The organism is Paraburkholderia sp. CNPSo 3272, assembly GCF_024206495.1.
Lineage (GTDB): Bacteria > Pseudomonadota > Gammaproteobacteria > Burkholderiales > Burkholderiaceae > Paraburkholderia.
The window spans coordinates 1-23,309 of record NZ_JAMBPQ010000026.1 but is presented as its reverse complement, the minus strand read 5'-3'; the positions used below and the strand labels follow the sequence as shown (position 1 = coordinate 23,309).

Sequence of the window (23,309 nt, the reverse complement as noted above, 5' to 3'; positions counted from 1 at the left end):
CGATGGAGGGCCAGTCATCATGACGATGGGTCACGACGAGTTCATGTCCCAGGAGGAGGTCGATGCCCTCCTGAAAGGCGTCACCGGCGAAGTCGATTCCGATTCGGGCGGCTCCGAGAACAAGGGCGTACGGCCCTACAACATCGCGACGCAGGAACGGATCGTTCGCGGCCGGATGCCCGGCCTCGAAATCATCAACGAGCGCTTTGCGCGCCTGTTGCGCGTCGGCATCTTCAATTTCATGCGCCGCACCGCCGAAATCTCGGTCGGTCCGGTGCGCGTGCAGAAGTACAGCGAGTTCACCCGCAACCTGCCGATCCCGACGAACCTGAACCTCGTGCACGTGAAGCCGCTGCGCGGCACGTCGCTGTTCGTGTTCGATCCGAACCTCGTGTTCTTCGTCGTGGACAACCTGTTCGGCGGCGACGGGCGCTTTCACACGCGAGTGGAAGGCCGCGACTTCACGCAGACCGAGCAGCGCATCATCGGCAAGCTGCTCAATCTCGTGTTCGAGCACTACACGAACGCGTGGAAAAGCGTGCGGCCGCTGCAGTTCGAATACGTGCGTTCTGAAATGCATACGCAGTTCGCAAACGTTGCCACGCCCAACGAGATCGTGATCGTCACGCAGTTCTCGATCGAATTCGGGCCGACGGGCGGCACGCTGCACATCTGCATGCCCTACTCGATGATCGAGCCGATCCGCGACGTGCTGGCCTCGCCGCTGCAAGGCGAAGTGCTCGACGTGGACCGCCGCTGGGTGCGCGTGCTGTCGCAGCAGGTGCAGGCCGCCGAAGTCGAGCTCACGGCCGACCTTGCGCAGGTGCCCGTCACGTTCGAGCAAATCCTGAACATGAAGAAGGGCGACGTACTGCCCATGAACATTGCGGAGCACATCACCGCCAAGGTGGACGGCGTGCCCGTGATGGAGTGCGGCTACGGAATTTTCAATGGTCAATACGCGTTGCGGGTCCAGAAGATGATCAGCGCAGCCGACACGATGAAGGAAGGTGGATATGAGTGACATCAACGGCACGAGCGCAGACGAGCCGGTGCTCGACCCGGGTTTCGAGGCCGCTGCGCCGGAAGCGGGCAGCGACTCGATGGACGACTGGGCGAGCGCGCTTGCCGAGCAGAACAGCAACGAAGCGCCCGCCGCACAACCGGCAGCCGTGTTCCAGCCGCTCTCGAAGGTCGATTCGACCAGGACGGCCAACGACATCGACATGATTCTGGACATTCCCGTCCAGATGACCGTGGAGCTGGGCCGCACCAAGATCGCCATCCGCAACCTGCTGCAGCTCGCGCAGGGCTCGGTCGTGGAACTCGACGGCATGGCCGGCGAGCCGATGGACGTGCTCGTGAACGGCTGCCTCATCGCCCAGGGCGAAGTGGTGGTCGTGAACGACAAGTTCGGCATTCGTCTCACCGACATCATCACGCCGTCCGAGCGGATCCGGAAGCTGAACCGATGAAACCCCAGGCTGTTCCCGGCGCCGCTTCTAGCACCGCCTCTGGCGCCGCTTCTGGCATCAGGATGCAGCGCACGCGCAAGTCGCGCGGCACGCGCGTGCTGCGCTTCTCGTGGCGCCTCGCCGTGCACCTCTCGCTCGCCGGCGCCGCCGTTTTCGCGGTCATGAGCGCGCGGGCCGCCGACCTCCAGGCGCTCAACGAAGCCACGCGCGCGGCATCGGGTGCCTCGGGCGCCTCCGCCGTGATCGCCGGCAGTGCGGTCCCCGCGCTCGGATTCGGCGCGGTCGTGCAGACGGTGCTGGGTCTGGCGCTCGTGATCGCCGTAGTGTTCGGCTGCGCCTGGCTCGCGCGGCGTCTCGGCCTGCAAGGCGGCCCGAAGAACGCGCTCGTGAAGACCATCGGCGGCGCATCGCTCGGCGGCAAGGAGCGCGTGGCCGTCGTCGAGATCGGCGACACCTGGCTCGTGCTGGGCGCCGCGCCCGGCAACGTGCGCCTGCTCCACACGCTGCCCGCGGGCGAGCTTCCCGCAGGCGTCGCAGCGGCCGCTCCCAACGCCCCCGCCCTCTCGGGCACCTTCGCACAGCGCTTTCGTGACGCGCTGAAAAGCGAGGCGAACAAACGCATCAACGCGCGTTTCATGCGTCACGACGGCGGAGCGCAGTAAATGCACGGCAGTTCCCTTCATGCGCCGGGCGCAGGCGGCGATGTCCGCGCGCGCGCGGCTACCCTCGCGAAGATCGCCAGAACGGCGCTTCCGTTCGCGCTGATGCTCGGCGCGGGCGCCTTCGCCCTCGCGCTGCCGCACCTCGCACACGCGCAGAGCGCGGGTGGCCCGCAAGGCCTCCCCGCCTTCAACACGAGCCCTGGCCCCAACGGCGGAACGACGTACTCGCTGAGCGTGCAGACGATGCTGCTGCTCACGATGCTGTCGTTCCTGCCGGCGATGGTGCTGATGATGACGAGCTTCACGCGCATCATCATCGTGTTTTCGCTGTTGCGCCAGGCGCTCGGCACGACGACCACCCCGCCCAACCAGGTGCTCGTGGGCCTCGCGCTCTTTCTGACGCTGTTCGTGATGTCGCCGGTGCTCGACAAGGCCTACAACGACGGCTACAAGCCGTTCTCGGCCGGCACGATTTCGATGGACGACGCCGTGACGCGCGGCGTCGCGCCCTTCAAGACCTTCATGCTGCGCCAGACCCGCGAGTCCGATCTCGCGCTCTTCGCGCGCATCTCGCACGCGGCGCCCATGCAAGGACCCGAGGACGTGCCGCTCACGCTGCTCGTGCCCTCGTTCGTCACGAGCGAACTGAAGACGGGCTTCCAGATCGGCTTTACCATCTACATTCCGTTTCTCATCATCGACCTGGTGGTGGCGAGTGTGCTGATGTCGATGGGCATGATGATGGTCTCGCCCGCGACCATTTCGCTGCCCTTCAAGCTCATGCTGTTCGTGCTGGTGGACGGCTGGCAACTGTTGATCGGCTCGCTCGCGCAGAGCTTCAGCTAAGGAGTCAACGATGACACCCGAAATGGTCATGACGATTGCCCACGAGGCGATGTACGTCACCCTCCTGCTTGCCGCACCGCTGCTGCTCGTGTCGCTCTGCGTGGGTCTCGTGGTGAGCCTTTTCCAGGCGGCCACACAAATCAACGAAACCACACTCTCGTTCATCCCCAAGCTGATCGCCATTGGCGTGACGCTCGTGATCGCCGGTCCGTGGATGCTCTCGACGATGGTCGATTACATGCATCGCATGTTCACGAGCATCGTCTCGGTCGCGGCGGGCTAGCGCGCCGCTGCCACGCAGCTTTTTTCTGCACGCTCCATGTTCACCGTCACCTACGCGCAGCTCAACGCCTGGCTCACGGCCTTCCTCTGGCCGTTCACGCGCATTCTGGCGCTCGTGGCGGTCGCGCCCGTGTTAGGCAATCGCTCTGTGCCGACGCGTGTGAAGATCGGCCTCGCGGGCTTCATCACGCTGATCGTCGCGCCCACGCTCGGCGCCATGCCGCAGGTCACGGTGTTTTCCGCCGAGGGCGTGTGGATTCTCGTCAACCAGTTCCTGATCGGCGTGGCGCTCGGCTTCACGATGCAGCTCGTGTTCGCGGTCGTGACCGCGGCGGGCGACATGATGAGCCTCGGCATGGGTCTGGGCTTCGCGAGCTTCTTCGACCCGCAGGCCAGCACCAGCTCGCCCGCTCTCTCCTCGTGGCTGAACATGATGGCGATGCTCGCCTTCCTCGTGTTCGACGGCCATCTGCAGATGATCGCGGCGCTCGTCGCCACGTTCCAGACGCTGCCAGTCACGGCGAGCGTGCTCGGCGCCTCGGGCTGGCAGCTGATCGCCAACTATGGCGCGACGATCCTCACCTCGGGCCTGCTGCTCTCGCTGCCGGTAGTGGTCGCGCTTCTCATCACCAACCTTTCGCTCGGCATTCTGAACCGCGCGGCTCCGCAGATCGGTATCTTCCAGATCGGCTTCGCACTCACGATGCTCGTGGGCATGCTGCTCGTCCAGCTCATGATGCCGAACCTCATTCCCTACTTCGCGCGACTGTTCGACAGCGGCATCGACCAGATGGGGCGCGTGGCCGGCGCGCTGCGTCCGCCGGGTTGAGACGGATTTCGCCGACGCGAATGAAACAATAAAAAAGCGGACCGAAGTCCGCTTTTTTCGACCGCTCAATGCCTCATGATCAAGGATTGATGTACTGGAACAGCGAGAGATTCTGCGTGGCGGCAAAGCTTTTCTGCGAAGCCGTGAGCGCGTTCGACAGCTGCTCGAACTGGCTGATCGCGGCCACCGTGTCGGTGCTCATGAGGTCGGAGAGGTTCGACGTGACCTGCAGCGAGTTGGTCGACGTGACCGTTTGGAGCGCCTTCACTTCCTGCTCGCGGCCGCCGACGGAAGCCTGCACCGTGATCACGTTCGACAGCGAGTTGCCGATCTGCGTGAGGCCGGTGTTCAGCGCGTTGTTGAGGTTGGCGACCGCAGCGGTGGAGCCGCTCGTGGGCGTGTTCAGCGCGGCGATGATGCCGTCGATGCTCGCGAACACGTCCGTGTTCTGCGACGCCGTGGCGGGCGTGACCGAGAACGAGTCGCCCGCGCTGGGCGTACCCGACATCGTCACGCTCATGCCCGAGCCGAGCGAGATCGCATTGCCAGCGGTGTAGTTGGCTGGCGTCGTCGTCGTCGCGGGGCTGGCGCTGTTGTCGGTCACCGTGTAGGTGAGCGCACCCGTGGTCGCGTCGGTGGCGAACGCGATCGAGTAGTTGTCGTTGTTGGTCGCCTGGGTCGGGTCCGTCACCGTCACGCCGCTGATCACGCCCGTGCCCTTGTTCGACGAATTGCCCGAGGCCACGTTGGCCGAACCCACGGCCTGCACACTCTGGAATACCGTCGTGCCGGTGTCGCCGACCGCGATGTTGCGCGTGCCGGCCACCTGCATCACGCGCTGGCCCGCGTCGCCGTTGTAGGTCACTCCGCCGCCCGACTTGTTCGAGAACACCTGCGAGGTGCTCTGGAAGCCGGAGAAGATGTAGTTGCCCGCGCCGTCCGTGGTGTTGGCGAGCGAGAGCAGCTGGTTGCGGTCGCCCTGCATCTGCTGGGCGATCGCCTGGCGCGCCTGGTCCGTGAGCGAGCCGTTCTGCGCTTCGATGATGAGCGAGTGGATGCTCTGCATCGTGCTCGTCACGCTCGAGAGCGTCGTGTCCTCGAGCTGCAGCGCGGTGAGCGCCGTAGTCTGGTTCGACGTGTACTGCGTGAGCGTCGCGCTCGTGGCGGAAAGCGTCACGGCCTGCGCGGCGCCGAGCGGATTGTCGCCGGGATTCGAAATCGCCACCCCGGTCGAGATCTGCTGCTGGACCTGAAGGAGCTGAGCCTGCTGGTTCTCCATCGTCGACAGACTGGAGGAAAAAATCTGGGAAGTCGCGATACGCATGGGTCAGCGCCTCACTGGAAAATGCCGAGCAGGGTCTGGAACAGCGATGCCGCCGTCTGGATCACCTTGCTGTTGGCCTGATAGAGCTGTTGATACTGCAACAGGTTCGCGGCTTCCTCGTCGAGGTTCACACCCTGGACCGACTGTTGCTGCGAAGTGAGCTGCGTCACGAGCGACTGCTGCGACGTGTTCGACGCCTGCAGCTGGCTAGCGGTGTTGCCGATCGAGTTGACGTAGTTCGCATACGCCGTGGTCAGCGTGGTCGATCCCGTGTACGCCGTGCTCGACGTGAGGTTCGAGAGCGCGAGCGCGTTGCGGCCGTCCTGCGTGCCGCTCTTGTTGCCCGCCACCGTAAACGTGTCGTTGTTCGAGGGGGTGCCCGTCATCGTGAAGCTCACGTTGGTCGCGGTGGCGTTCGCGCCGGTCGAATCCGTGAGGTTCGTGATGGTGAAGGTTGCGCCCGTGGTCGGGTTGTAGGGCACGCCGGTCACCGGCGGGGTCGCGGCGCTGTTGATCGTCACGGTGCTGGTGGTCGTCGACCCCGGCGTCGTGATCGTGACCGTCGTGCCGTTGGGCAGACCGGTCAGCGTGCCGGACGTCGAGTTGTACGTCAGCGTGACCGGCAGGTTCGTCGTCGAATAGCCCGTGCCCACCGCGCCTTGCGTCACGGTGGCCGTGCCTGCGTTCTTCGTGGACGCCGACACAACGACCGGCGTGGCCGCCGCGATGGCCGCGGGGTCGCTGGTCGCGACCGAGAAGCTCGCGAGTGCGCCGGCCGTCGGCTGGATCATGAACGAATCGCCCGCGCTCACCGTGCCCGAAGGCGTAATCGAAAAGCCGCCGATCGTGATCGGCGCGGCGCCGTTCGGCTGGGTCGCGACCAGCGAGTTCGTCGTCGTGTCGGTGAGGTTCCAGTTCGTGCCGTCGTAGCTCAGCTTGTAGTTGTCGGTGAGCGGCTGCGTGCTGTTCGTGAGCGTCGCGCTGACCGTGGTCTGCGTGTCGGGGTTCGTCGAGCTGGACGTGACGAGCGGGTTGCCCACCGTGAACAGATTGCCGCCCGCGCCGCCCGAGAGCGTGAGACCGAGTGCGTTCTGCGAGTTCACCTGCGCGGCGAAGCTCGTCACGATCGCGCCCAGTTGCGACTCCGCCGGATCGAGCGTGGACGAGACGAACGAAACGAGGCCGCCCACGGTGCCGCCCTGCAGCGCGGCCGACGACAGCACCTGCGGCGCGCCTTGCGATGCGGCGCTCGCGCCATTCAGGCCCTGCCAGGTCACGGCCAGCTCCTGCGGGTTGGAACTCGACGGCTGCGTGCCGAGGTTGTAGCTCTGGCTGCTGACCACGAGCGGCTGGCCGTTGCCGAGGAATACGCTGTAGCCGGTGCTGCCCTGCACGACCTGAACGCCGACCAGCTTCGAGAGATTGGCCACGGCCAGATCGCGCTGATCGAGGAGCTGGTTCGGCTGCTGGCCGCCCGAGCTCGCGGACGTGATCTGCGCGTTGAGGCTCGCGATCTGCTGCGTGTAGGTGTTGATTTGCGAGACCGCGCTCGTGAGCTGCGTGTTCACGCTTTGGCGCATCGCGTCGTACTGCTGGCTCGCGGCGTTGATCTGGGTGGCGAGCGTCTGCGCGTCGGAGAGCACGGTTTGCCGCGCTGCGGTATCCGAAGGCGAATTCGAGACGTTCTGCAGGCCCGTGAAGAAGTTCGTGATCGCGGTGGCGATGCCCGAGGTCGGGCTGCCCACGAGGTTCGAGAGCTGCGTGGCGAGGTTATACGAAGCCGTGTACGAACTGCTGGCCGTCTGCGCATTGTTGACGGCCGTCGTGAGGTACTGGCTGTAGGCGCGCTGCACGGTGGCAGTGGTGACGCCGCTGCCGAGATAGCCGCTCGACGTGTACTGACCCGCCGATTCCTGGTACACCGGCGTCTCGACGGTGTAGCCCGCGGTCGTCGAGTTGCTGATGTTCTCGCCGGTGGTCGAGATACCAATCTGCGCCGCCTGCAGGCCGCTCAGACCGATCGAGAAAATGTTGGACATGCGTGATCCTCGAAAGCGGCCTGCCCCCCTGGCAAACCGCGTGGTGTACTCACGGTATAACGGCAACGCACTGCAAAAATTGAGCGCCCGATGAGGACGAAAACGTTAGCGAGCGAGCGCGTGCGCGGCTGCCGCGCGTCGGGCGAACCGGCGCAACCTGCGCTGCGCCGGCCAGGGTGTGGCGGATCGTGCGGGTAAGGCTGTGCCGCTCAGACGCGCGCGAGCGCGCGGCGCTTCATCTCGAGCTGCGTGATATAGCGCTGCAGCGTGTTCTCGGAGGCGCCGGGCAGCGCGTCGAAGCGAAAGCCCATGTGATAGCGGCGGTCGCCGTTGGGCAGATCGATGAAACGCAGCACGACGAGCGCGAGATCGACGCGCAGCTTGCCGTGCGCGCGCAGGTCGAGTTCGACGTCGGGCAGCACGAGCCCCATGGCGAGATCCGCGACGCGCTCCTCGGTCGTACGCAGCCCGAGGCCGCCGAGCGAGAGGTCGTGCACCTCGTACGCGAAGCGTGGGCCGCCGCTCGGCAGCTCGCCGCGGCAGATGCACGGCTCGAGCACGGGCGTGTCGACGCGGAAGTACTCGCGCCGCTGCACGTAGAACAGCACTTCGGGGAAATCGGCTTCGAACGCGGGGCGCCCTTCGAACTCGGTGCGCCGCGGCGTAGCCGTCTTGAACTCCACGCGTACGCCGTCGGGCGAGGCGTGGAACTGGCACTCGGGCGCGGCGAGCACGCCCGTGTTCTGCTCGGGGATCGCGCCCCAGTCGAACACGAAAGTGCGCTCGCGTCCGTTGACGGCCAGAATGCGCGTGACGAGCTGTCCGCCGCGATACTGGAGGGTCAGGAAGTCACCGCGATTGACGAGATTGCGTAGCTGGACGCCGATCTCGAGCGGATTGCGGCGCCCAAAATCGTGGGAGCCGTCGGCACCCTCGGCGCCCTCTCCTGCTTCCTGTGGATTCGACTGAACGGTATTCATCGGCCTGCCGGAAATTCGTGAACGTGCCGGCGCGAGAGCGGACCCTTTCCGCACGCGCCGTTCGGGCGGTCCGACCGCCCGGATTGCTTTTCCATCTTGCCTGCATTAGCGGCAGACATTCCGAAAAATTTAGGGATTGGGCGTAAAAAAAATGTGCCTTTTCCCTGCATGAAACACGCGTGTGCGGATTCTTCCGGCAACTGCGCCGAGGCAACGTTTGCGGTTGCCTAATTGACGTCAACCGCGGCGCCGGCCGTCGAATCGATCGTCAGGCCATCCGCTGCATGATGGTCAGCAGTTTTTTCGCATAGTGCGGGTCGGTCGCGTAGCCCGCGCGCTGCATGCCGTGCGCGAAGCCTTCGGCGCTCTTCGAGCCGTTGATCACCGACGCGTAGCGCGGATTGTTCTTGAGCAGCGTGGCGTAGTCGGTCATCGCGTCTTCGTACGAGTCGTAGGCGCGGAACTTCTCCACCACGCGATGCGGCTGGCCGTTCACGTACTCGGTCGTGACCGTCGAGACGGTCTTGCCGGTCCAGTCCTTGCTCGCCTTGATGCCGAACACGTTGTGGCTCGCGGAGCCGTCGGCGTTCTTGATCTCGCGCTTGCCCCAGCCCGATTCGAGCGCGGCCTGGCCGAGAATGAAGCGCGCCGGAATGCCTGTGGTCGAGCTGGCCTGCTGCGCGGCGTTGGCGAGCTTGTCGACGAAAGCGTCCACCGAGGCGTCGCCGTTGCCCTTGATGGGCGGCGTGAGCGCGCTGTTGCCGCTGTAGCCCGAGCCGTTGGCTAGCGCGCCGTTGGCGGCCGCGTTGCCGTAGGCGCGGCCGAGCGCGCCCAGCATCGCGAGGTTGCCTTCGCTCGCGTCCTTACCCGAAAGCCCCGAGATCGCGCCCGCCACGCCGCCCGCACCGCCGGCGCCATCGGCACCGGCAGCGCCCCCCATGCTGCGCATGAGCTGCTTGAGCATCGCGTTCGCCACGCCGATGCCCTTGTTCGACATCTGCTGGGCGAGCTGCTGGTCCATCATCGAGGTGAACTGCGCGCCGTCGTGCGAGTCGAGCGGGCCGTCGTCGGGCGTCGCGTCGCGCATGCTCTTGAGCATCATCTGCGTGAAGACCGCGTCGAACTGCTTCGCGGCCATCTTCACGCCCTGCTGGGGCGAGGCGTTCGCCGCCGCGCGCATCGAGTCGAACCCCTGCACGTCGAGCGCGAAGCGGTTGGAGAGGTCGAGGCTGCCGCCGCCGATGTTCTTCGTATTATCCAAGTTGCACCCCTTAGATGATCTCGAGGTCGGCGCGCAGTGAACCCGCCGCCTTCATCGCCTGCAGGATCGACATCAGATCCGCCGGCGTGGCGCCCAGCGCGTTGAGCGCCTTCACGACCTCGGCGAGATTGGCGCCCGCCGTGACGAGCTTGAGCGCTCCGTTGTCCTGCTTCAGCTGGATCTGCGACTGCCGCGTCGCCACCGTCTGGCCATTGGAGAACGCGCCGGGCTGGCTCACCGCCGTCTGCGTGTTCACGACGACCGAGAGATTGCCGTGCGCGACCGCGCAGCTCTCCAACGTCACCATCTGGTTCATGACGATGGAGCCGGTGCGCGCGTTCAGGATCACCTTCGCGGCCGGCGTGGCCGGATTCACGTTGAGGTCCTGGATCTGCGCGATGAAGCCCACCTGCGACCCCGGATCGGCCGGCCCGTGCACCTGGATCGTGCGGCCGTCGAGCGGCGAGGCCGTGCCCGGGCCGAACATGTTGTTGACGGCCGAGACGATGCGCTGCGTCGTGTCGTAGTCCATGTCGTTGACGGTCAGCGTGAGCAGACCGCCTTGCTGCGAGACCGGCGAGATCACCGCGCGCTCGACGATCGCACCGCCCGCGATGCGGCCCGCGGCGAGCTGGTTCACCTGCACCTTGCTGCCGTTGGCCGAGGCGCCCGCGCCGCCCACGGCCACGTTGCCCTGCGCGAGCGCGTAGACCTGGCCGTCGGCGCCCTTGAGCGGCGTTAGCAGCAGCGTGCCGCCGCGAATGCTCTTCGCGTTGGCGAGCGACGACACCGTGATGTCGATCTGCTCGCCCGGCCGCGCGAACGGCGGCAGCACGGCCGTCACCATCACCGCGGCGACGTTCTTCAGCTGCATGTTGTTGAGCGTCGACGAGGAGCCCGACGAGCTAGACGTGTTGTTGATCGAGATGCCGAGGTTCGCGAGCATGTTCGCGAGCGTCTGCGTGGTGAACGGCGCCTGGGTCGTCTGGTCGCCGGTGCCGTCGAGACCCACCACGAGGCCGTAGCCGATCAGCGGGTTGTCACGCACGCCCTGGAAGGTCGCGAGGTCTTTCACGCGCTCGGCGCGCGCCGGCGTCGCGTAGGCGACGAGTGCGCCGCAGGCCAGCACGAAGCCGAATGCCACGCCGAGCGAGGCGAGCACGTCCTTCACGCGCGAGCGGCGCGAACGATGGAAGCGGATCTTCACCATGGCGCGATGTTCAGGAAAAAGCGTTGCAGCCAGCCCATCGTCTCGGCCTCGTCGATCACGCCTTTCGCGGAGTATTCGATCTTCGCGTCGGCGACGTCGGTCGAGAGCACGGAGTTGTCTCCGGCAACGGTGTTCGGATTGACGACGCCGGAAAAGCGTACGTATTCATTGCCCTGGTTGATGAGCATCTGCTTCTCGCCGGACACGACGAGATTGCCGTTGGGCAGCACGTTCGTCACGGTCACGGTAATGACGCCCGTGAACGTATTCGAGGCGTTGGCGCCGCCCGTGGCGTCGAACTGGTTCGCGCCCGTCGTATTCAGGTTCGCGCGGTTGAAGAAGCCCGGCAGGAAGTTCGCGGTGCCCGAGAAGCTTGCGCTGGTGCCGCGCTTGGTGGCCGCGCCCGACGACTTGGTCGCGTTGATGTTTTCCGAGATGACGATCGTGAGAATGTCGCCGGTATTGCGCGGACGCTGGTCCTCGAAGAGCGGCCGTCCCGCGTAGCCCGGGTTGTAGATCGCGCCCGGCGAGGTGTTCACGGGCGGCGGGGGCGGCACGGCCGTCATGGGCTGCTGCGTGATCGGCTGCCGGTTGGGTAGGTAGGCGCAGCCCGCCAGCATCGCGAGCGCCACAGCCGCCACGAACGCCCGGGGGGTGCCCGGATGCCGCGCGCGGATGCGAGGATGGTTTCGAACGGACTGCGACATATTCTTCACCGACTTGATTAACCAGGGAGACCTCAGACCTGCATCTGGCTGAGGGTTTGCAGCATCTGGTCAGAAGTGGTGACCGCCTTGCTGTTGATTTCGTAGGCGCGCTGCGTCTCGATCATGTTCACGAGTTCCTGCACGACGTTCACGTTCGACGATTCCACGTAGCCCTGATTGAGCGTGCCCGAACCGTTCTGGCCCGGCGTGGAAACCGTGGGCGCGCCCGACGATGCCGTCTCCGACAAGAGGTTCTGCCCGTTCGACTGCAGCCCGGCCGGGTTGATGAACATGGCGAGCTGCAGGGTGCCGATGGTCGTGTTGTTGCTCGAGCCCGGCGTCGTGACCGTCACTACGCCGTCGCTGCCGATGGTGAGCGAGGTGGCGTTCGCGGGCACCGTGATCGCCGGCATCACCTGGTAGCCGCTCGCCGTCACGAGCTGGCCTTGCGCGTTGGTCTGGAACGAGCCGTCGCGCGTGTAGGCCGTCGTGCCGTCGGGCATCTGCACCTGGAGGAAGCCGGCGCCGTTGATCGCCACGTCCTTCGAGTTGCCGGTCTGCTGCAGGTTGCCCTGCGTGTAGAGACGCTCGGTCGCCACCTGCTGCACGCCCGTGCCCACCTGGCTGCCCGAAGGCAGTTCGGTTTGCTGGGTCGAGTTCGCACCCGGCTGGCGCAGCGTCTGGTACATGAGGTCCTCGAACACGGCGCGCGAGCCCTTGAAGCCATTGGTGCTCACGTTCGCGAGGTTGTTCGAAATCACGTCCATCTGCGCCTGCTGGGCGTTCATGCCGGTGGCGGCGATGTAGAGCGATCGGTTCACGGTGTCTTTCTCCCGGTCCGGCCTCGCGCGCGGCGCGAGGCGGCCTTCATTTAACTAGAAATGGCTTAGCTGAAGTTGAGCAGCTGGTTCGCGCTCTGCTCGTTCTGGTCCGCGTTCTGGAGCAGCTTGGTCTGCATCTGGAACTGGCGCGCGTTGGTAATCATCGAGACCATCGCCGCCACCGGGTTCACGTTGCTGCCCTCGAGCGACTCGGTCGCGACCTGCACGGTCTGGTCCGCGTCGGCGGGGTTGCCGTCCGACGTGTGGAACAGGCCGTCGTCACCGCGCGTAATCGCGCCTGCCGGCGGGTTGACGAACTTGATCTGGTCGATCATGGCGATCGCGTTGGCGGGGCTGCCCGGCGCGATGGCCGATACCGTGCCGTCCTTGCCGATCGTGACCGCCGAACCGGGCGGCACCGCGATCGGGCCGCCGCCGCCGATCACCTGCAGGTTGTTGGCCGTGACGAGCTGGCCGTTTTCATCGACGTGCAGGTTGCCCGCACGCGTATAGGCCTCGTTGCCGTCGGCCGTCTGCACGGCCATGAAACCCTGGCCCTGAATCGCGATGTCGAGCGGGTTGCCGGTATGCGAGATCGCTCCGGGCGTCATGTCCGAGCCAGGCGTCGCCGAGAGCACATAGGTGCGCGTAGTCTGGTCGTTCACCGTCGAGCCGTCGCCGAACGACATCGGCACGGCGCGAAAGTTGGCGAGCTGCGCGCGAAAGCCCGTGGTCGAGACGTTCGCGAGGTTGTTCGCGACGACGGCCTGCTGCTCGAGCGCCTGGCTCGCGCCCGTCATCGCGGTATAGATCAGTCGGTCCATGATGTGCCCGGTACGTGGTTAGACGCGTTACATCTGCAGCAGCGTCTGGTCGACGGTCTGCTGCGTCTTGATGGTCTGCGCGTTCGCCTGATAGTTGCGCTGGGCCGTGATCAGGTCGACGAGCTGGTTCGTCAGGTCGACGTTCGACGCTTCGAGCGCGCCGCCCGTGAGCGTGCCGTGGTTCGTGCTGCCCGGCGTGGAGACCTGCGCGACGCCCGAGGCCGCCGTTTGCTGGAACTGGTTGCCACCCAGGTTCAAAAGGCCGTTCGGGTTGTTGAAGTTGGCGAGCACGATCTGACCGAGCGACATGGTCTGGCCGTTCGAGTAGTTGCCGGTGATGGTGCCGTCCGCGCCGATCGAGAAGTTCGAAAGCGTGCCGCTCGCGTAGCCGTCCTGGGCGAGGTTGTTCACGCCGTTGGCCGAGCCGTACTGCGTCGTGCCCGCGAGGTCGAGCGTCAGCGTCTGGGGCGCCGTGGAGCCGTCCGTCGGGTTGATGTTGAAGGTGAACGACGTGGTGCCGTTGGTCGTTGCCGGGGCGCTGGCCGCGATGCTCTGGAGCGCGCCGGACGAGCTGAACTGTGCGGTGCCGAGCTTCGTCACCGAGCCCGGCTGACCGGCATACACGTCCCACTGGCCGCTCGTCGCGTCTTTCGCGAAATACATGTTGACCGTCTGTGCGCCGCCGAGCGTGTCGTAGGCCGTGACCGACGTCGAATACGTGTAGCTCGTCGAGTCGGTTTCGCTGAAGAGCGCGGTGGTGGGCGTCGTGGCCTGCGCGTTCAGGTTCAGCTGCGCCGTGATGTTCTTGGTCGCAACCGGCGCGATGTTGGTGGTCGGCACCTGCAGCGGCACGGTCTGAGCGGTGTTGATCACGCCGGTCGAACTGGCGGCATAGCCCATCAGGTCATTGCCCGACGCGTCGGTGATATAGCCGTTCTTGTCGAGCTGGAACACGCCGTTACGCGAATACGTGATCGTGCCGTTGTTCGACATCTGGTAGAAGCCGTTGCCGTTGATGGCGACGTTCAGCGCCTGGCCCGTCGTGCTGATCGTGCCTTGCGCGAAATCCTGCTGCACGGTCTGGAGCGAGGCGCCGAGGCCGATCTGGTTGCCCACCGACGTCGCGATGGTGTTCGCGTAGACGTCGGCGAACTGCGCCGTGCTCTGCTTGAAGCCGACGGTGTTCGCGTTGGCGATGTTGTTGCCGATCACGTCGAGGTCGTTCGACGACGCGGCGAGGCCGCTCAATCCTTGCTGGTAGCCCATGGTTGTCTACTCCGCGTTTATCGTGTTCAGAGAATGGCGCCGACGCTCGTAAGCGCGACGGTCTTGCCGTTGGCGAGCGAGAGGCTCGGGGTGCCGTCGGACTTCTGGACCACGCCTTGCACCTGGCTCGCGACGAGCGCGGTTGCCGTGGCGGACTGGCCGTTGGTCGTCGCGCTGGCGCTGATCGTGTAGGTGCCGTCGGCGACCGTATTGCCCGAGCTGTCCTTGCCGTTCCAGGTGACCGGCACGGTGCCGGCCGACTGCGCGCCGAGGTCGAGCGTGTTGACGACCTGCCCTGCCGAATTGGTGATCGTGAGCTTCACGTCCGAGACCGCCGAAGGCAGCGTCACGCCGAGCTGCGGCGCGCTGCCGCTCGACACGGCGGCGCTGCTGCCCGGGGCGAGCACGGTCGAGCCGATCAGCAGCGCGGCCTGCGCGTTCTGGCCCGCCGAAAGCTGCGTGGAAAGCGACGACAGCGACGTGTTGAGCTGCTGGATGCCCGACACCGTGTTGATCTGGGCGAGCTGCGAGGTCATCTGCGAGCTGTCCATCGGATTGGTCGGGTCCTGGTTCTGCAGCTGGGCGACGAGCATCCGCAGGAACGTGGACTGCAGGTCGCTCGCGCTCGTGCCGCTCGACGACGACGCCGAACTCGAGCTCGTGCCGTTCATGGTGTCGAGCAGTTGCTGCGACACGGTGGCGGTGCTGCCGCCAATGGTTGTATTGCTGGAACTCAACGCGTTCTCCCTCGATTGCGCTTCGTGCTTGGCGTGTGGTGGTGGCGGGCGCGGTGTCGTTGCGCGCCCGCTGGTCTCTGTATGTACTGCGGTGTCCGTACTGACTGCGGCTTGCCGTGCTTCAGGTTCCGATCGTGAGCGTCTTGAGCATCAGCGTCTTGGCCGTGTTCAGCGTTTCGACGTTGGCCTGGTACGAGCGCGACGCCGAGATCATGTTCACCATCTCCTGCACCGGATCGACGTTCGGCATCGTCACGTAGCCGTCCGCGTTGGCGGAAGGATTGTCGGGGTCGTAGGTCTCTTTCATGGGCGTGGGGTCGTCCACGACGCCGGTCACCCGCACGCCGCCCACCTGCTGGCCCGAGGCCGTGCGCGCGCCGCCGAGCGGGTTCACCGCGAACACGACTTGCTTCGCCTTGTACGGCTGGCCGTCGGGGCCGGTCGTGCTGTCGGCGTTGGCGAGGTTGGACGCCGTCACGTTCAGGCGCTGCGATTCCGCCGTCATGGCGGAGCCAGCAACGCTGAAGATGTTCATCAGGGATGGCATGGTTTCATTGACCTCACATCAGGTGCGCGTCACGCGCGCGTTGGTCGTTCATGGCTTCGTTACTGCGTTTTTCGGCCGCGCCGCGTCTGGCGATCAGCTCGAACCCGAGGTGATCGCGGAGAGCATCGTCTTGATCTGCTGCGAGACCACCGTCATGCCCGACTCGAAGTGCAGCGCGTTGTCGGCGAACTGCACGCGTTCGGTGTCGAGATCGACCGTGTTGCCGTCGAGCGCCGGCTGCACCGGCGTGCGGTACATGAGCTGGCTCTTGTAGGTGTCGGCCGGGCCGCCCGTCGGGATCAGCTTCGCGTCGCCGGCCATGTGGCCCGACTCCGTGGACGCCATGCGCATGCCGCTCGTCACGCCCGCGGGCTGCGCCATGGCGAGCGGCTGGACGTTGCCGCCCGAGGTGGCCGTCATGCCCACCGTGCCGCCGGCACCCGTCTGGCGCAGCGCGCCAGCGAGCGACGCCGCGAAGTCCACGTCGCGCGCCTGGTAGCCCGGGGTGTCGGCGTTCGCGATGTTCGAAGAGATCAATGCCTGCCGCGTGGCGCGCACATCGAGCGCTTCGCGCCCAAAGGCGAATTCGGCATCGAGTTTGTCCAGCATCGGGCGTTCTCCGTGAAACGAAAAAGGATTCGGCGTGAGCGCGGCGGGGTCGCCAAAAGGCGGCGAAAGCACGCAAACGTTAGGCGCGTGGTCCGAAGGCCTTTGCGCATGGAGTGGAATATTAGGCGGGGGTGGCAAGAACCAATCGGACGAATAGCCGGTAAAGCGCCCCTCTATTCGACGCTAGCGCGCGGGGGCCGCCGCCTAGAATGCGAGGCGTGTCAATGCATTCGATGGAGAACGACAATGCCGCAGACTGCCACCTTGCATAGGCCGCACGCCGGCCTGGAGCGGCGTGTGCGCGCGCTGTCGTGGCGCGCGTCCTGGACGTGCGTGCTCGCCTGCGCCTTTGGCGGTGCGCTCGCTCATGCACAAACTCCGGCGCAACCTGAAGCGGCCGGCGGCCAGATCTTCATTGCGGGCCCGGGCGACCGCTCGGGCGCCGACGCCGCGCAGATGAACGCGCTGCTCGCGAGCAACGCGAAGAAGCCCGCCGCGGCTGCGGCCAGCAATACTCCCCCCAATGAACCCGCCGTTGAAGCCGCGCCGCTGCGCGCGGCCAGCTACGCCGACCTGAATTCGCGCGGCGTGCCCGAAGATGCGCGCGCGGGCATCGAGTCGAACGGCATGATCACGATTCCGGGTCCCGGCGAACGCGCGCCCCAAGGCGACGCGCCGCGCATCGTCACGGTTCCCGCGCCCGGCGCGAGCGCCCAGCCCATGCGCGTGCCGGCGGCCAATGCGACCAACGCGGGCACGCTCCAGCGCGTGAACCTGGCGAGCGCCGCGAACCGCGTCGCCCCGGTGGTCGTGGATGCCGGCGCGGGGACGCTCGCGAAGCCGGTTGCCGGCGCAAGCGCCGGCGCGCCGCCGAATCCCAATACGAGCGCCGTCGCCACGAACGTGCAGGCCACGCCGCCGGGCCAGCAGGACGGCGAATCGATCCGCGCCGCCGCGCTCGCCTTCCTGCAGCAGCAGTCGGCGGGCTTGCCGGGCCACGTGAGCATCACGGTCGCGCCGGTGTTTCCGCGCGGCCTCGCGGCCTGCACCTCGCTCGAGCCGTTCATGCCGCCGGGCGCGCGCACTTATGGCCACACGACCGTAGGCGTGCGCTGCATCGGCGCGAAGCCGTGGACGCTCTATGTGAGCGCGCGCATTGCCGTGGACGTGACCTACTACGTGGCCTCGCGCCAGATCGGCGCGGGCGAGGCACTTTCGGCCGCCGATTTCATGCCGCGCGCGGGGGACCTCGCGAACCTGCCGCAGACCATCATCACCGATCCCAACCAGGCGACCGGCGCCGTCGCGCTCGCGCGCATTTCCGCGGGACTGCCGCTGCGCACCGACATGCTGCGCAGTGCCGCCTCGGTCGTCATTGGACAGACGGTCAAGGTGATCGCCGTGGGCAGCAACTTCACGATCTCCGCCGAGGGCAGCGCGCTCAACAACGCCGAACCCGGCCAGCAGGTGCGCGTTCGCACGAGCGGCGGCCAGATCATCTCGGGCGTGGTCAAGGACGCAGGTACCGTGCAGGTGCAGATCTAGCGCCGGTAAGCCCTCGTAAGGGCCGGATCAGCGTCTTCCGAGCCCCGCCCGGCGGCCCGATCCGGCCTTCCGGCTTGGTGCGCCAGCACACGTAACAGCATGTAACGGTGGGATTTTCGGCTAAAGTTCGGCCCGACCTGTGCCGTTATCAAGGTCAAATCGATCAGGAACGCCCATCGTGAAAGTTGACTCCTCCACCCGCAATGATTCGCGCACGCTGCAGGATGGCCTCGCGCGCTCGCAAGCCGATTCGACCGGCGTAAGCACCGACACCGCGGCCACCTCCGGCGCGGCGGGCAGCACGACCGCCGCCGCTCAGGGCGGCGCGAACGTGAGCCTCTCGTCGCTCTCGTCGACGATGCGCTCGCTCGCGGCGAGCGGTGCCGCCGACATCGACACGGCGCACGTGCAGTCGATCAAGGACGCGATCCGCAACGGCACGTTGCAGATCGACTCCGGCAAGATCGCCGACGGCGTGATCCAGACCGCGCGCGACCTGATGAAGCCGACGTCGGGCAACTGACGCCCGATGCGCGAGCGCCGCGCAAACTTCGCTTTTTTGGTGCCTTGCAATGAAAGATGCCCTGTTGGCCACACTGATCGACGAACACGCCACGGTCGAGGCGTTCGCGTCGCTGCTCGCCTATGAAGAGAAGGCGCTCGTGTCGGCCGACGGCATGGAGGCGCTGCCGCAGATCGTCGAACAGAAGACGACGCTCACGCAGCGTCTCGCGGGCCTGGAAAAGGCGCGCGACACGCAACTGGCCGGCCTCGGCCTGCCGGGCGGCCGCAAGGGCATCGAAATGGCCTGCGACGGCGACGCGCGTCTGGCAAGCCAGTGGGCGCTGCTCAAGGGGTCGACCGAACGCGCGCGCCGCAAGAATCTCACCATTGGCATGATGATCCGCACGCGCATGGAGCATAACCGCCGCGCGCTGTCGATCCTGCGCGGCGAGACGGGCAACGGCTCGATGCTGTACGGTCCTGATGGGCGGCTGCCGGCCTTTGGGCTGTAAACGCGCACGTAGATCGTTCGCCAAAGACAAAAGCCGAAGCAGTGATGCTTCGGCTTTTTTTTTTGCGCGGATAGTCCACTGACAAAAAGCCGGAGCGCTCACGCACCCCGGCTCTTTCACCGCGTCAGTCCGCGCTGGCAGCCGCGCGGAGCGTCTATCGCCTCAATTCTCCTGGCCGGCCCACGACATCTCGCGCAGCCGCGTGCGCAGGCGCGCCACCGCCTGGCTGTGCAGCTGGCACACGCGCGATTCGCTCACCTCCATCACCGCGCCGATTTCGCGCAGGTTCATGCCGCGCTCGTAATAAAGCGACATCAGCAGCTTCTCGCGCTCGGGCAGCCGGTCGATCGCCTCGACGAGCGCGCCGCGCAGGCTGTCGTCGAGCAGCGCCGAAAGCGGGTCCGAATGATCGACGCAGTAGCGGTCGAGGAACGGTTCGTCCTCGGCAGAGCGGTCGAAGTCTTCGTAGTAGATGAGCTGGCTGCCATGCAGCTCCTGCAGCATGCTCTGATACTCGTCGAGCGGCATGCTCAGATGCTCGGCGATCTCCGTCTCGCTCGCCGAGCGCCCGAGCCGCTGCTCCACCTTGTGCACCGCGCTTTCCACTTCACGCGAGGTGCGGCGCAGGCTGCGCGGCAGCCAGTCGTTGCTGCGCAGCTCGTCGAGCATCGCTCCGCGAATGCGCTGGCTCGCATAGGTCTCGAACTGCGCGCCCTGATCTTCCTTGTAGCGGTTGGCCGCGTCGAGCAGGCCGATCATGCCGGCCTGGATCAGGTCGTCGAGGTCCACGCTCGCCGGCATCTTGGCGACGAGCTGCAAGCCGAGCCGTCTGACGAGCGGCGCGTACTTCGCGAGCACGTCGGCCTGCGAAATTTTTCCTTGAGCGTTATACATCGTGCTCTCCACTTCTCATCTCCCTGTTGGCGTCGTCGTGCGCACGTCAGACGTGCTGCGGCGACGTCCGCTGCGCGGGCGTATCGGTCCGCCAGCCCGCATGGGCCGGCCCGGACGCGGATGTTGCGTTGGGTGCGGGATGCACACCCGTCACGGCCGCTACGAACGAATCGGCGTTCGCGGCGAGCGTGCTGTGTGCGGCGTTTGTTGCATGCGTAGCGTGGGGCTGGACGCCGTCTTGCGGCGCGCCGTCCAGCTCGTCGGCGGGTGCGTGGCCCGCCGCTTCATGTTCTTCGTGCGTCGCGCCGAACAATGCGTTGGCGCGCGCCGTGGCCGGCGAACACGCCGAGACCGCCGGTCGCATCGGCCAGTGCGGCAGTTCGGCAGCCACGTGGCGGAAATCGCGCGCGGCGGCCGTCGACGGAAAGGCATCGACGATGCAGCGCGCTAGCCTGAGCGCCTGCGCCATGTGCTGATCGGCAGTGACGCTTCCGGCGCTTTCGAGCGACACGCTCAGGTAGCGGCTCGCCACCCCTGCGAGGTTCTCGATCGCGGCCTGCGCGTCGCTCGCGTTCGCCACATGATTCGCGAGCACGCGAAATTGCGCGATCGCATGCGCGAAGTGCAGCCGTTTCATGCACGCGTAGGCGTCCGTGATCGACTGCGCACCGATGCGCATCACGATCAGCACGTCGTGCGCGTGCATGGCGAGCGGCGAAAGCGCGCCATCGGCGTCGAGCTGCGCGTCGATCAAGACGATGTCCGCGGGGCCCGAAATGACCTTCCGAAGCTGGGCAGCCGTGTACTGCGCGCGGTTGTCGCGCGAGGCGGCCAGCACGCCGAAGCCGAGCGCATGGCGGCCCACGGCTTGCTCGAGCGTGCGCTCGCCGCGCATGACGGCGGCGAAGTTGCCTGCGCCGCGCACGCCGCCCACCTGCGCGCAAACGGAGCGCGGTCCCAGACACTCGTCGATCACCAGCACGTCCTTGCCCTGCGCGGTGAGCGCCGCCGCGAGATTCACCACCGCGGTCGTGCGCCCGGGCGAACCTGCACCGCCCGTCACCGCCACCACGCGCGAGCCTTCGCGCGCGAGAAGCCGCCGCAGCCCTTCGGCCTGATCGATTACGAACTTATCCAAACCTGACCTCGGGAGCCTGCGAATTCGAACGCGTCGAGAGTGCCGACAGCAGCGCCGGAATATCGTCTTCGTGCGGCACGAACGGCGAGCTCTCTCGCGGAATGCAGAAAGCGCTGCGGATCAGGAAGCGGCGCGTCGCCACGTAGAGGTTCTCGGGGACCTTCTGGCCCGTCGAGACGTAATACACCGGCAGCTTGTAGCGCAGCACAGTATCGAGCGCGCTGCCGAGGTTGGTCGCCTCGTCGAGCTTGGTGAGGATGCAGCCCGTGAGCGGCGCGTTGTCCGGGCCGCTCTGGTAGGCCTGCACGACTTCGTTGAGCGTGTCGCCGTGGTTGGTCGCCGAGAGCAGCAGAAGGCGCTGCACCGGGCGGCCCGCGCCGCACAGCATGGCGATCTGGTCGGCCACGGCGCGGTCGCGCTGGCTCATGCCGATCGTGTCGATCAGCACGATGTGCTTGTTCTTGAGTTCGGTGAGCGCGAGCTGGAGGTCCGCGCCGTCGCGCACCGCGTGCACCGAAACGCCGAGGATCTTGCCGAAGATGCGCAGTTGCTCGTGGCCGCCGATCCGGTAGCTGTCGGTCGTGAGCAGCGCCACCTTGCTCGCGCCGAAGCGCATCACGCAGCGCGCGGCGAGCTTCGCCGTAGTCGTAGTCTTGCCCACGCCCGTCGGGCCCATCAGCGCGAACACGCCGCCGCGCTCCATGAGCGCTTCTTCGTCTTCGAGCACGGGCAAATTCGATTCGAGCACCGACTGGAGCCACTCCATGCCGGCCTCTTCGGTCTGCACGTCGGGCAGGCGGTCGATCATCATCTTCACGAGCTGCGCCGAGAAACCGGCGGCGAACAGCTGCTTGGTGAGCGCGCCCTGCACGGGGCTGCGGCGCTGGCGCTCGCCCCACAGGAGGCCCGCGAACTGCTCTTCCATCATGCCGCGCATGGAGGCGAGCTCGTTCATCACGGTTTCGTTGACGACCTGCTCGATGCGAGCGCGGATCGCTTCGCTCACGGTTTGCGCCGCATCGGCGCCCTGCGCATTGCGGTTGGCGGGCGCGGGGCCGGCGGCTTCCGGACCGTGGCCGAGGCGCTGCGCTGCGCGGCGCGCGGCGACATGAGCGGCCTCGAGCGCCCAGTCGGGCGTGCTCGCGTCGACGTCGGGCGGCAACACCGGGTCGGCGACGCTGCCAAGGCCGCGCGCGGCGGCGGCGGCGGGCGTCATGCCCGATACGCGCGGCGCGTTCTGCTGGTTCGCGATGCGGCGGGCGTGGTCGATCAGCCAGGGATTCGATTCGGCCATCGTGCGCGGCGCGTCGCTCGCCGCCGCGGCGGCGGCCTGTTCGAGCCGCGCTGCGGCTTCACGTGCGGCGGCCTGGGCGCCGGCGTTCGCGGCCGGCGACGTGGACGCAGACGATGGCGCAAAGGCTGGCGAGGCGAGCGATTCGGTCGCGGCCTGCAGCGCCATTTGCAGCGGCGATTGTGCATGCGGAACAGCTTGCTGCGAGTGTTGAGGTTGCGCGGCCTGCAGCGCGGATTGCAGCGTCGGCGGCATCGCCGATTGCGCGGCCTGCTGGCCCGCCGCGGCACGCGAAGGCGACGAAGTCGAAAGCGGCGCGATCGCGGCCGATGCGGCCGCCGCCTCCTTGCCGAGCGAGACGGCGGTGTCGGCGGCGTGGTCGCCATCGGCATCGGCATCGGCGTCGGCCCTTGCGCCGCCGTTTTCGACGCCCACTTCCGGGCTCGCGCCGAACACCGAGGAGAACACATCCGGCATGCCGCTCGCGTAGGGGTTCGCACCGCCCATCGGGGCGGCGAGCGCCGCGGGAGCGGCGCCAGGCGCGGTGCGCGGCGCGCGCGACATTTGCGTCATGGCGGCGGAGGGCTGCGCAAACGGGACGCCTTGACCACCTTGCGCCACGAGGCTACCCAGGCCTTGCGCGGCGGCAGCATCGGCCGGCGCGATCGCCGCGAGATCGCGGTCCGCGAGCGCGACGATTTCGACGCTGCCGTCGTCGAGCGTACGGTTCGACAGAACGACGGCGTCCGCACCCAACGCTTCGCGTACGAGCCGTAACGCGTCGCGGCTGGTGCCACCGATGAATTTGCGAATGTTCAAGCTAAGCCCCTGATGAGGTGAGCGGCCAATGCCGCCGCCGGTCGTCTGTTGCTGGAATGGCGCTGGATTGCTGCCGGCCTGGCGTCCTGTGCAAGGCCTTTTCCGATGTTGGAATTATTTCGAAGGTGAGCCCTCCATGATCGATGGATCAGGGCGGAGAAATGCGGGCAATTCACGGAATCGGCGG

At 66.7% G+C, this 23,309-nt stretch carries 23 protein-coding genes and 1 pseudogene; 9 read left to right on the top strand and 15 right to left on the bottom strand.

The genetic code is table 11. From position 1 onward, the window contains the following. The first annotated feature begins 25 nt into the window (after positions 1-25). The 6 genes from fliM to fliR all read left to right on the top strand — a co-directional run bounded on the left by fliM (position 26) and on the right by fliR (position 4,094). Positions 26-1,024 (top strand): flagellar motor switch protein FliM, encoded by a 999-nt coding sequence (fliM, locus tag M3I53_RS26070; RefSeq protein ID WP_254318786.1) that lies wholly within the window; start codon positions 26-28, stop codon positions 1,022-1,024. Beyond that, positions 1,017-1,475, top strand: coding sequence for a flagellar motor switch protein FliN (gene fliN / locus M3I53_RS26065; RefSeq protein WP_069264329.1), 459 nt, complete (start codon positions 1,017-1,019; stop codon positions 1,473-1,475). The genes fliM and fliN overlap by 8 nt, the downstream gene beginning before the upstream one ends. After that, positions 1,472-2,137, top strand: a complete 666-nt coding sequence (gene fliO / locus M3I53_RS26060; protein WP_254318720.1) for a flagellar biosynthetic protein FliO — start codon at positions 1,472-1,474, stop codon at positions 2,135-2,137. Before fliN ends, fliO begins: the two co-directional genes overlap by 4 nt. 102 nt (positions 2,138-2,239) lie before the next feature. Next, positions 2,240-2,983: a flagellar type III secretion system pore protein FliP gene (fliP, locus tag M3I53_RS26055; protein ID WP_254318783.1), complete on the top strand. Its 744-nt coding sequence runs from the start codon at positions 2,240-2,242 to the stop codon at positions 2,981-2,983. Positions 2,984-2,993: 10 nt separating this feature from the next. After that, entirely contained in the window at positions 2,994-3,266 is a 273-nt protein-coding gene (gene fliQ, locus M3I53_RS26050) for a flagellar biosynthesis protein FliQ (RefSeq protein WP_254318719.1), read from the top strand. Positions 3,267-3,302: 36 nt separating this feature from the next. Beyond that, positions 3,303-4,094 (top strand): flagellar biosynthetic protein FliR, encoded by a 792-nt coding sequence (gene fliR / locus M3I53_RS26045; protein WP_254318718.1) that lies wholly within the window; start codon positions 3,303-3,305, stop codon positions 4,092-4,094. Positions 4,095-4,173: 79 nt separating this feature from the next. Here fliR and flgL read toward each other — a convergent pair whose 3' ends face one another. The 12 genes from flgL to M3I53_RS25985 all read right to left on the bottom strand — a co-directional run bounded on the left by flgL (position 4,174) and on the right by M3I53_RS25985 (position 16,419). Next, the gene (gene flgL / locus M3I53_RS26040) at positions 4,174-5,418 is read right to left on the bottom strand and encodes a flagellar hook-associated protein FlgL (protein ID WP_254318717.1); all 1,245 of its coding nucleotides are present in this window, start codon (positions 5,416-5,418) and stop codon (positions 4,174-4,176) included. Between the two features lie 11 nt (positions 5,419-5,429). Next, positions 5,430-7,457: a flagellar hook-associated protein FlgK gene (gene flgK / locus M3I53_RS26035; RefSeq protein WP_254318716.1), complete on the bottom strand. Its 2,028-nt coding sequence runs from the start codon at positions 7,455-7,457 to the stop codon at positions 5,430-5,432. 209 nt (positions 7,458-7,666) lie between these two features. Further along, entirely contained in the window at positions 7,667-8,437 is a 771-nt protein-coding gene (locus M3I53_RS26030) for a flagellar brake protein (protein ID WP_254318715.1), read from the bottom strand. A 268-nt stretch (positions 8,438-8,705) separates the two neighbouring features. After that, on the bottom strand, positions 8,706-9,698 hold the full coding sequence (gene flgJ / locus M3I53_RS26025) for a flagellar assembly peptidoglycan hydrolase FlgJ (protein WP_254318714.1): 993 nt from the start codon (positions 9,696-9,698) through the stop codon (positions 8,706-8,708). 10 nt (positions 9,699-9,708) lie between these two features. Further along, positions 9,709-10,908, bottom strand: a complete 1,200-nt coding sequence (locus M3I53_RS26020) for a flagellar basal body P-ring protein FlgI (protein ID WP_254318713.1) — start codon at positions 10,906-10,908, stop codon at positions 9,709-9,711. Continuing rightward, positions 10,902-11,633, bottom strand: coding sequence for a flagellar basal body L-ring protein FlgH (locus M3I53_RS26015; RefSeq protein ID WP_375542584.1), 732 nt, complete (start codon positions 11,631-11,633; stop codon positions 10,902-10,904). Before M3I53_RS26015 ends, M3I53_RS26020 begins: the two co-directional genes overlap by 7 nt. Before the next feature lie 14 nt (positions 11,634-11,647). Beyond that, positions 11,648-12,436, bottom strand: coding sequence for a flagellar basal-body rod protein FlgG (gene flgG / locus M3I53_RS26010; RefSeq protein WP_069264346.1), 789 nt, complete (start codon positions 12,434-12,436; stop codon positions 11,648-11,650). Positions 12,437-12,501: 65 nt separating this feature from the next. After that, on the bottom strand, positions 12,502-13,260 hold the full coding sequence (gene flgF, locus M3I53_RS26005) for a flagellar basal-body rod protein FlgF (RefSeq protein WP_254318711.1): 759 nt from the start codon (positions 13,258-13,260) through the stop codon (positions 12,502-12,504). 27 nt (positions 13,261-13,287) lie between these two features. Next, entirely contained in the window at positions 13,288-14,526 is a 1,239-nt protein-coding gene (flgE, locus tag M3I53_RS26000) for a flagellar hook protein FlgE (protein ID WP_254318710.1), read from the bottom strand. 26 nt (positions 14,527-14,552) lie between these two features. Next, entirely contained in the window at positions 14,553-15,197 is a 645-nt protein-coding gene (locus M3I53_RS25995) for a flagellar hook assembly protein FlgD (RefSeq protein WP_254318782.1), read from the bottom strand. 187 nt (positions 15,198-15,384) lie between these two features. After that, positions 15,385-15,810: a flagellar basal body rod protein FlgC gene (flgC, locus tag M3I53_RS25990; RefSeq protein ID WP_028203363.1), complete on the bottom strand. Its 426-nt coding sequence runs from the start codon at positions 15,808-15,810 to the stop codon at positions 15,385-15,387. A gap of 93 nt (positions 15,811-15,903) precedes the next feature. Then, positions 15,904-16,419: a flagellar basal body protein gene (locus tag M3I53_RS25985; RefSeq protein ID WP_254318709.1), complete on the bottom strand. Its 516-nt coding sequence runs from the start codon at positions 16,417-16,419 to the stop codon at positions 15,904-15,906. A 246-nt stretch (positions 16,420-16,665) separates the two neighbouring features. Here M3I53_RS25985 and flgA point away from each other — a divergent pair, with 246 nt between their 5' ends. The 3 genes from flgA (at position 16,666) to M3I53_RS25970 (ending at position 18,980) form a co-directional block, all read left to right on the top strand. Next, complete coding sequence (gene flgA, locus M3I53_RS25980) at positions 16,666-17,964, top strand: flagellar basal body P-ring formation chaperone FlgA (RefSeq protein ID WP_254318708.1); 1,299 nt, start codon at positions 16,666-16,668, stop codon at positions 17,962-17,964. A 178-nt stretch (positions 17,965-18,142) separates the two neighbouring features. Then, the gene (gene flgM / locus M3I53_RS25975) at positions 18,143-18,487 is read left to right on the top strand and encodes a flagellar biosynthesis anti-sigma factor FlgM (protein WP_254318707.1); all 345 of its coding nucleotides are present in this window, start codon (positions 18,143-18,145) and stop codon (positions 18,485-18,487) included. A 49-nt stretch (positions 18,488-18,536) separates the two neighbouring features. Continuing rightward, positions 18,537-18,980, top strand: coding sequence for a flagella synthesis protein FlgN (locus tag M3I53_RS25970; protein ID WP_254318706.1), 444 nt, complete (start codon positions 18,537-18,539; stop codon positions 18,978-18,980). A gap of 162 nt (positions 18,981-19,142) precedes the next feature. Here M3I53_RS25970 and M3I53_RS25965 read toward each other — a convergent pair whose 3' ends face one another. From M3I53_RS25965 to flhF, 3 genes and pseudogenes are all read right to left on the bottom strand, one after another. Continuing rightward, positions 19,143-19,874, bottom strand: coding sequence for an RNA polymerase sigma factor FliA (locus M3I53_RS25965; protein WP_028203358.1), 732 nt, complete (start codon positions 19,872-19,874; stop codon positions 19,143-19,145). 295 nt (positions 19,875-20,169) lie between these two features. Next, a pseudogene (locus tag M3I53_RS25960) lies at positions 20,170-21,012 on the bottom strand (MinD/ParA family protein); the annotation flags it as partial. Continuing rightward, the gene (gene flhF / locus M3I53_RS25955) at positions 21,005-23,122 is read right to left on the bottom strand and encodes a flagellar biosynthesis protein FlhF (RefSeq protein WP_254318705.1); all 2,118 of its coding nucleotides are present in this window, start codon (positions 23,120-23,122) and stop codon (positions 21,005-21,007) included. The gene flhF and the pseudogene M3I53_RS25960, both read right to left, overlap by 8 nt. Between the last annotated feature and the right edge of the window lie 187 nt (positions 23,123-23,309).

Bases quoted from the DNA above. Each gene is read 5' to 3' on its own strand.
- fliM (WP_254318786.1), top strand. From the start codon at position 26: ATGGGTCACGACGAGTTCATGTCCCAGGAGGAGGTCGATGCCCTCCTG.
- fliN (WP_069264329.1), top strand. From the start codon at position 1,017: ATGAGTGACATCAACGGCACGAGCGCAGACGAGCCGGTGCTCGACCCG.
- fliO (WP_254318720.1), top strand. From the start codon at position 1,472: ATGAAACCCCAGGCTGTTCCCGGCGCCGCTTCTAGCACCGCCTCTGGC.
- fliP (WP_254318783.1), top strand. From the start codon at position 2,240: ATGCTCGGCGCGGGCGCCTTCGCCCTCGCGCTGCCGCACCTCGCACAC.
- fliQ (WP_254318719.1), top strand. From the start codon at position 2,994: ATGACACCCGAAATGGTCATGACGATTGCCCACGAGGCGATGTACGTC.
- fliR (WP_254318718.1), top strand. From the start codon at position 3,303: ATGTTCACCGTCACCTACGCGCAGCTCAACGCCTGGCTCACGGCCTTC.
- flgL (WP_254318717.1), bottom strand. From the start codon at position 5,418: ATGCGTATCGCGACTTCCCAGATTTTTTCCTCCAGTCTGTCGACGATG.
- flgK (WP_254318716.1), bottom strand. From the start codon at position 7,457: ATGTCCAACATTTTCTCGATCGGTCTGAGCGGCCTGCAGGCGGCGCAG.
- M3I53_RS26030 (WP_254318715.1), bottom strand. From the start codon at position 8,437: ATGAATACCGTTCAGTCGAATCCACAGGAAGCAGGAGAGGGCGCCGAG.
- M3I53_RS26020 (WP_254318713.1), bottom strand. From the start codon at position 10,908: ATGGTGAAGATCCGCTTCCATCGTTCGCGCCGCTCGCGCGTGAAGGAC.
- flgF (WP_254318711.1), bottom strand. From the start codon at position 13,260: ATGGACCGACTGATCTATACCGCGATGACGGGCGCGAGCCAGGCGCTC.
- flgE (WP_254318710.1), bottom strand. From the start codon at position 14,526: ATGGGCTACCAGCAAGGATTGAGCGGCCTCGCCGCGTCGTCGAACGAC.
- M3I53_RS25995 (WP_254318782.1), bottom strand. From the start codon at position 15,197: ATGAACGGCACGAGCTCGAGTTCGGCGTCGTCGTCGAGCGGCACGAGC.
- flgC (WP_028203363.1), bottom strand. From the start codon at position 15,810: ATGCCATCCCTGATGAACATCTTCAGCGTTGCTGGCTCCGCCATGACG.
- M3I53_RS25985 (WP_254318709.1), bottom strand. From the start codon at position 16,419: ATGCTGGACAAACTCGATGCCGAATTCGCCTTTGGGCGCGAAGCGCTC.
- flgA (WP_254318708.1), top strand. From the start codon at position 16,666: ATGCCGCAGACTGCCACCTTGCATAGGCCGCACGCCGGCCTGGAGCGG.
- M3I53_RS25970 (WP_254318706.1), top strand. From the start codon at position 18,537: ATGAAAGATGCCCTGTTGGCCACACTGATCGACGAACACGCCACGGTC.
- M3I53_RS25965 (WP_028203358.1), bottom strand. From the start codon at position 19,874: ATGTATAACGCTCAAGGAAAAATTTCGCAGGCCGACGTGCTCGCGAAG.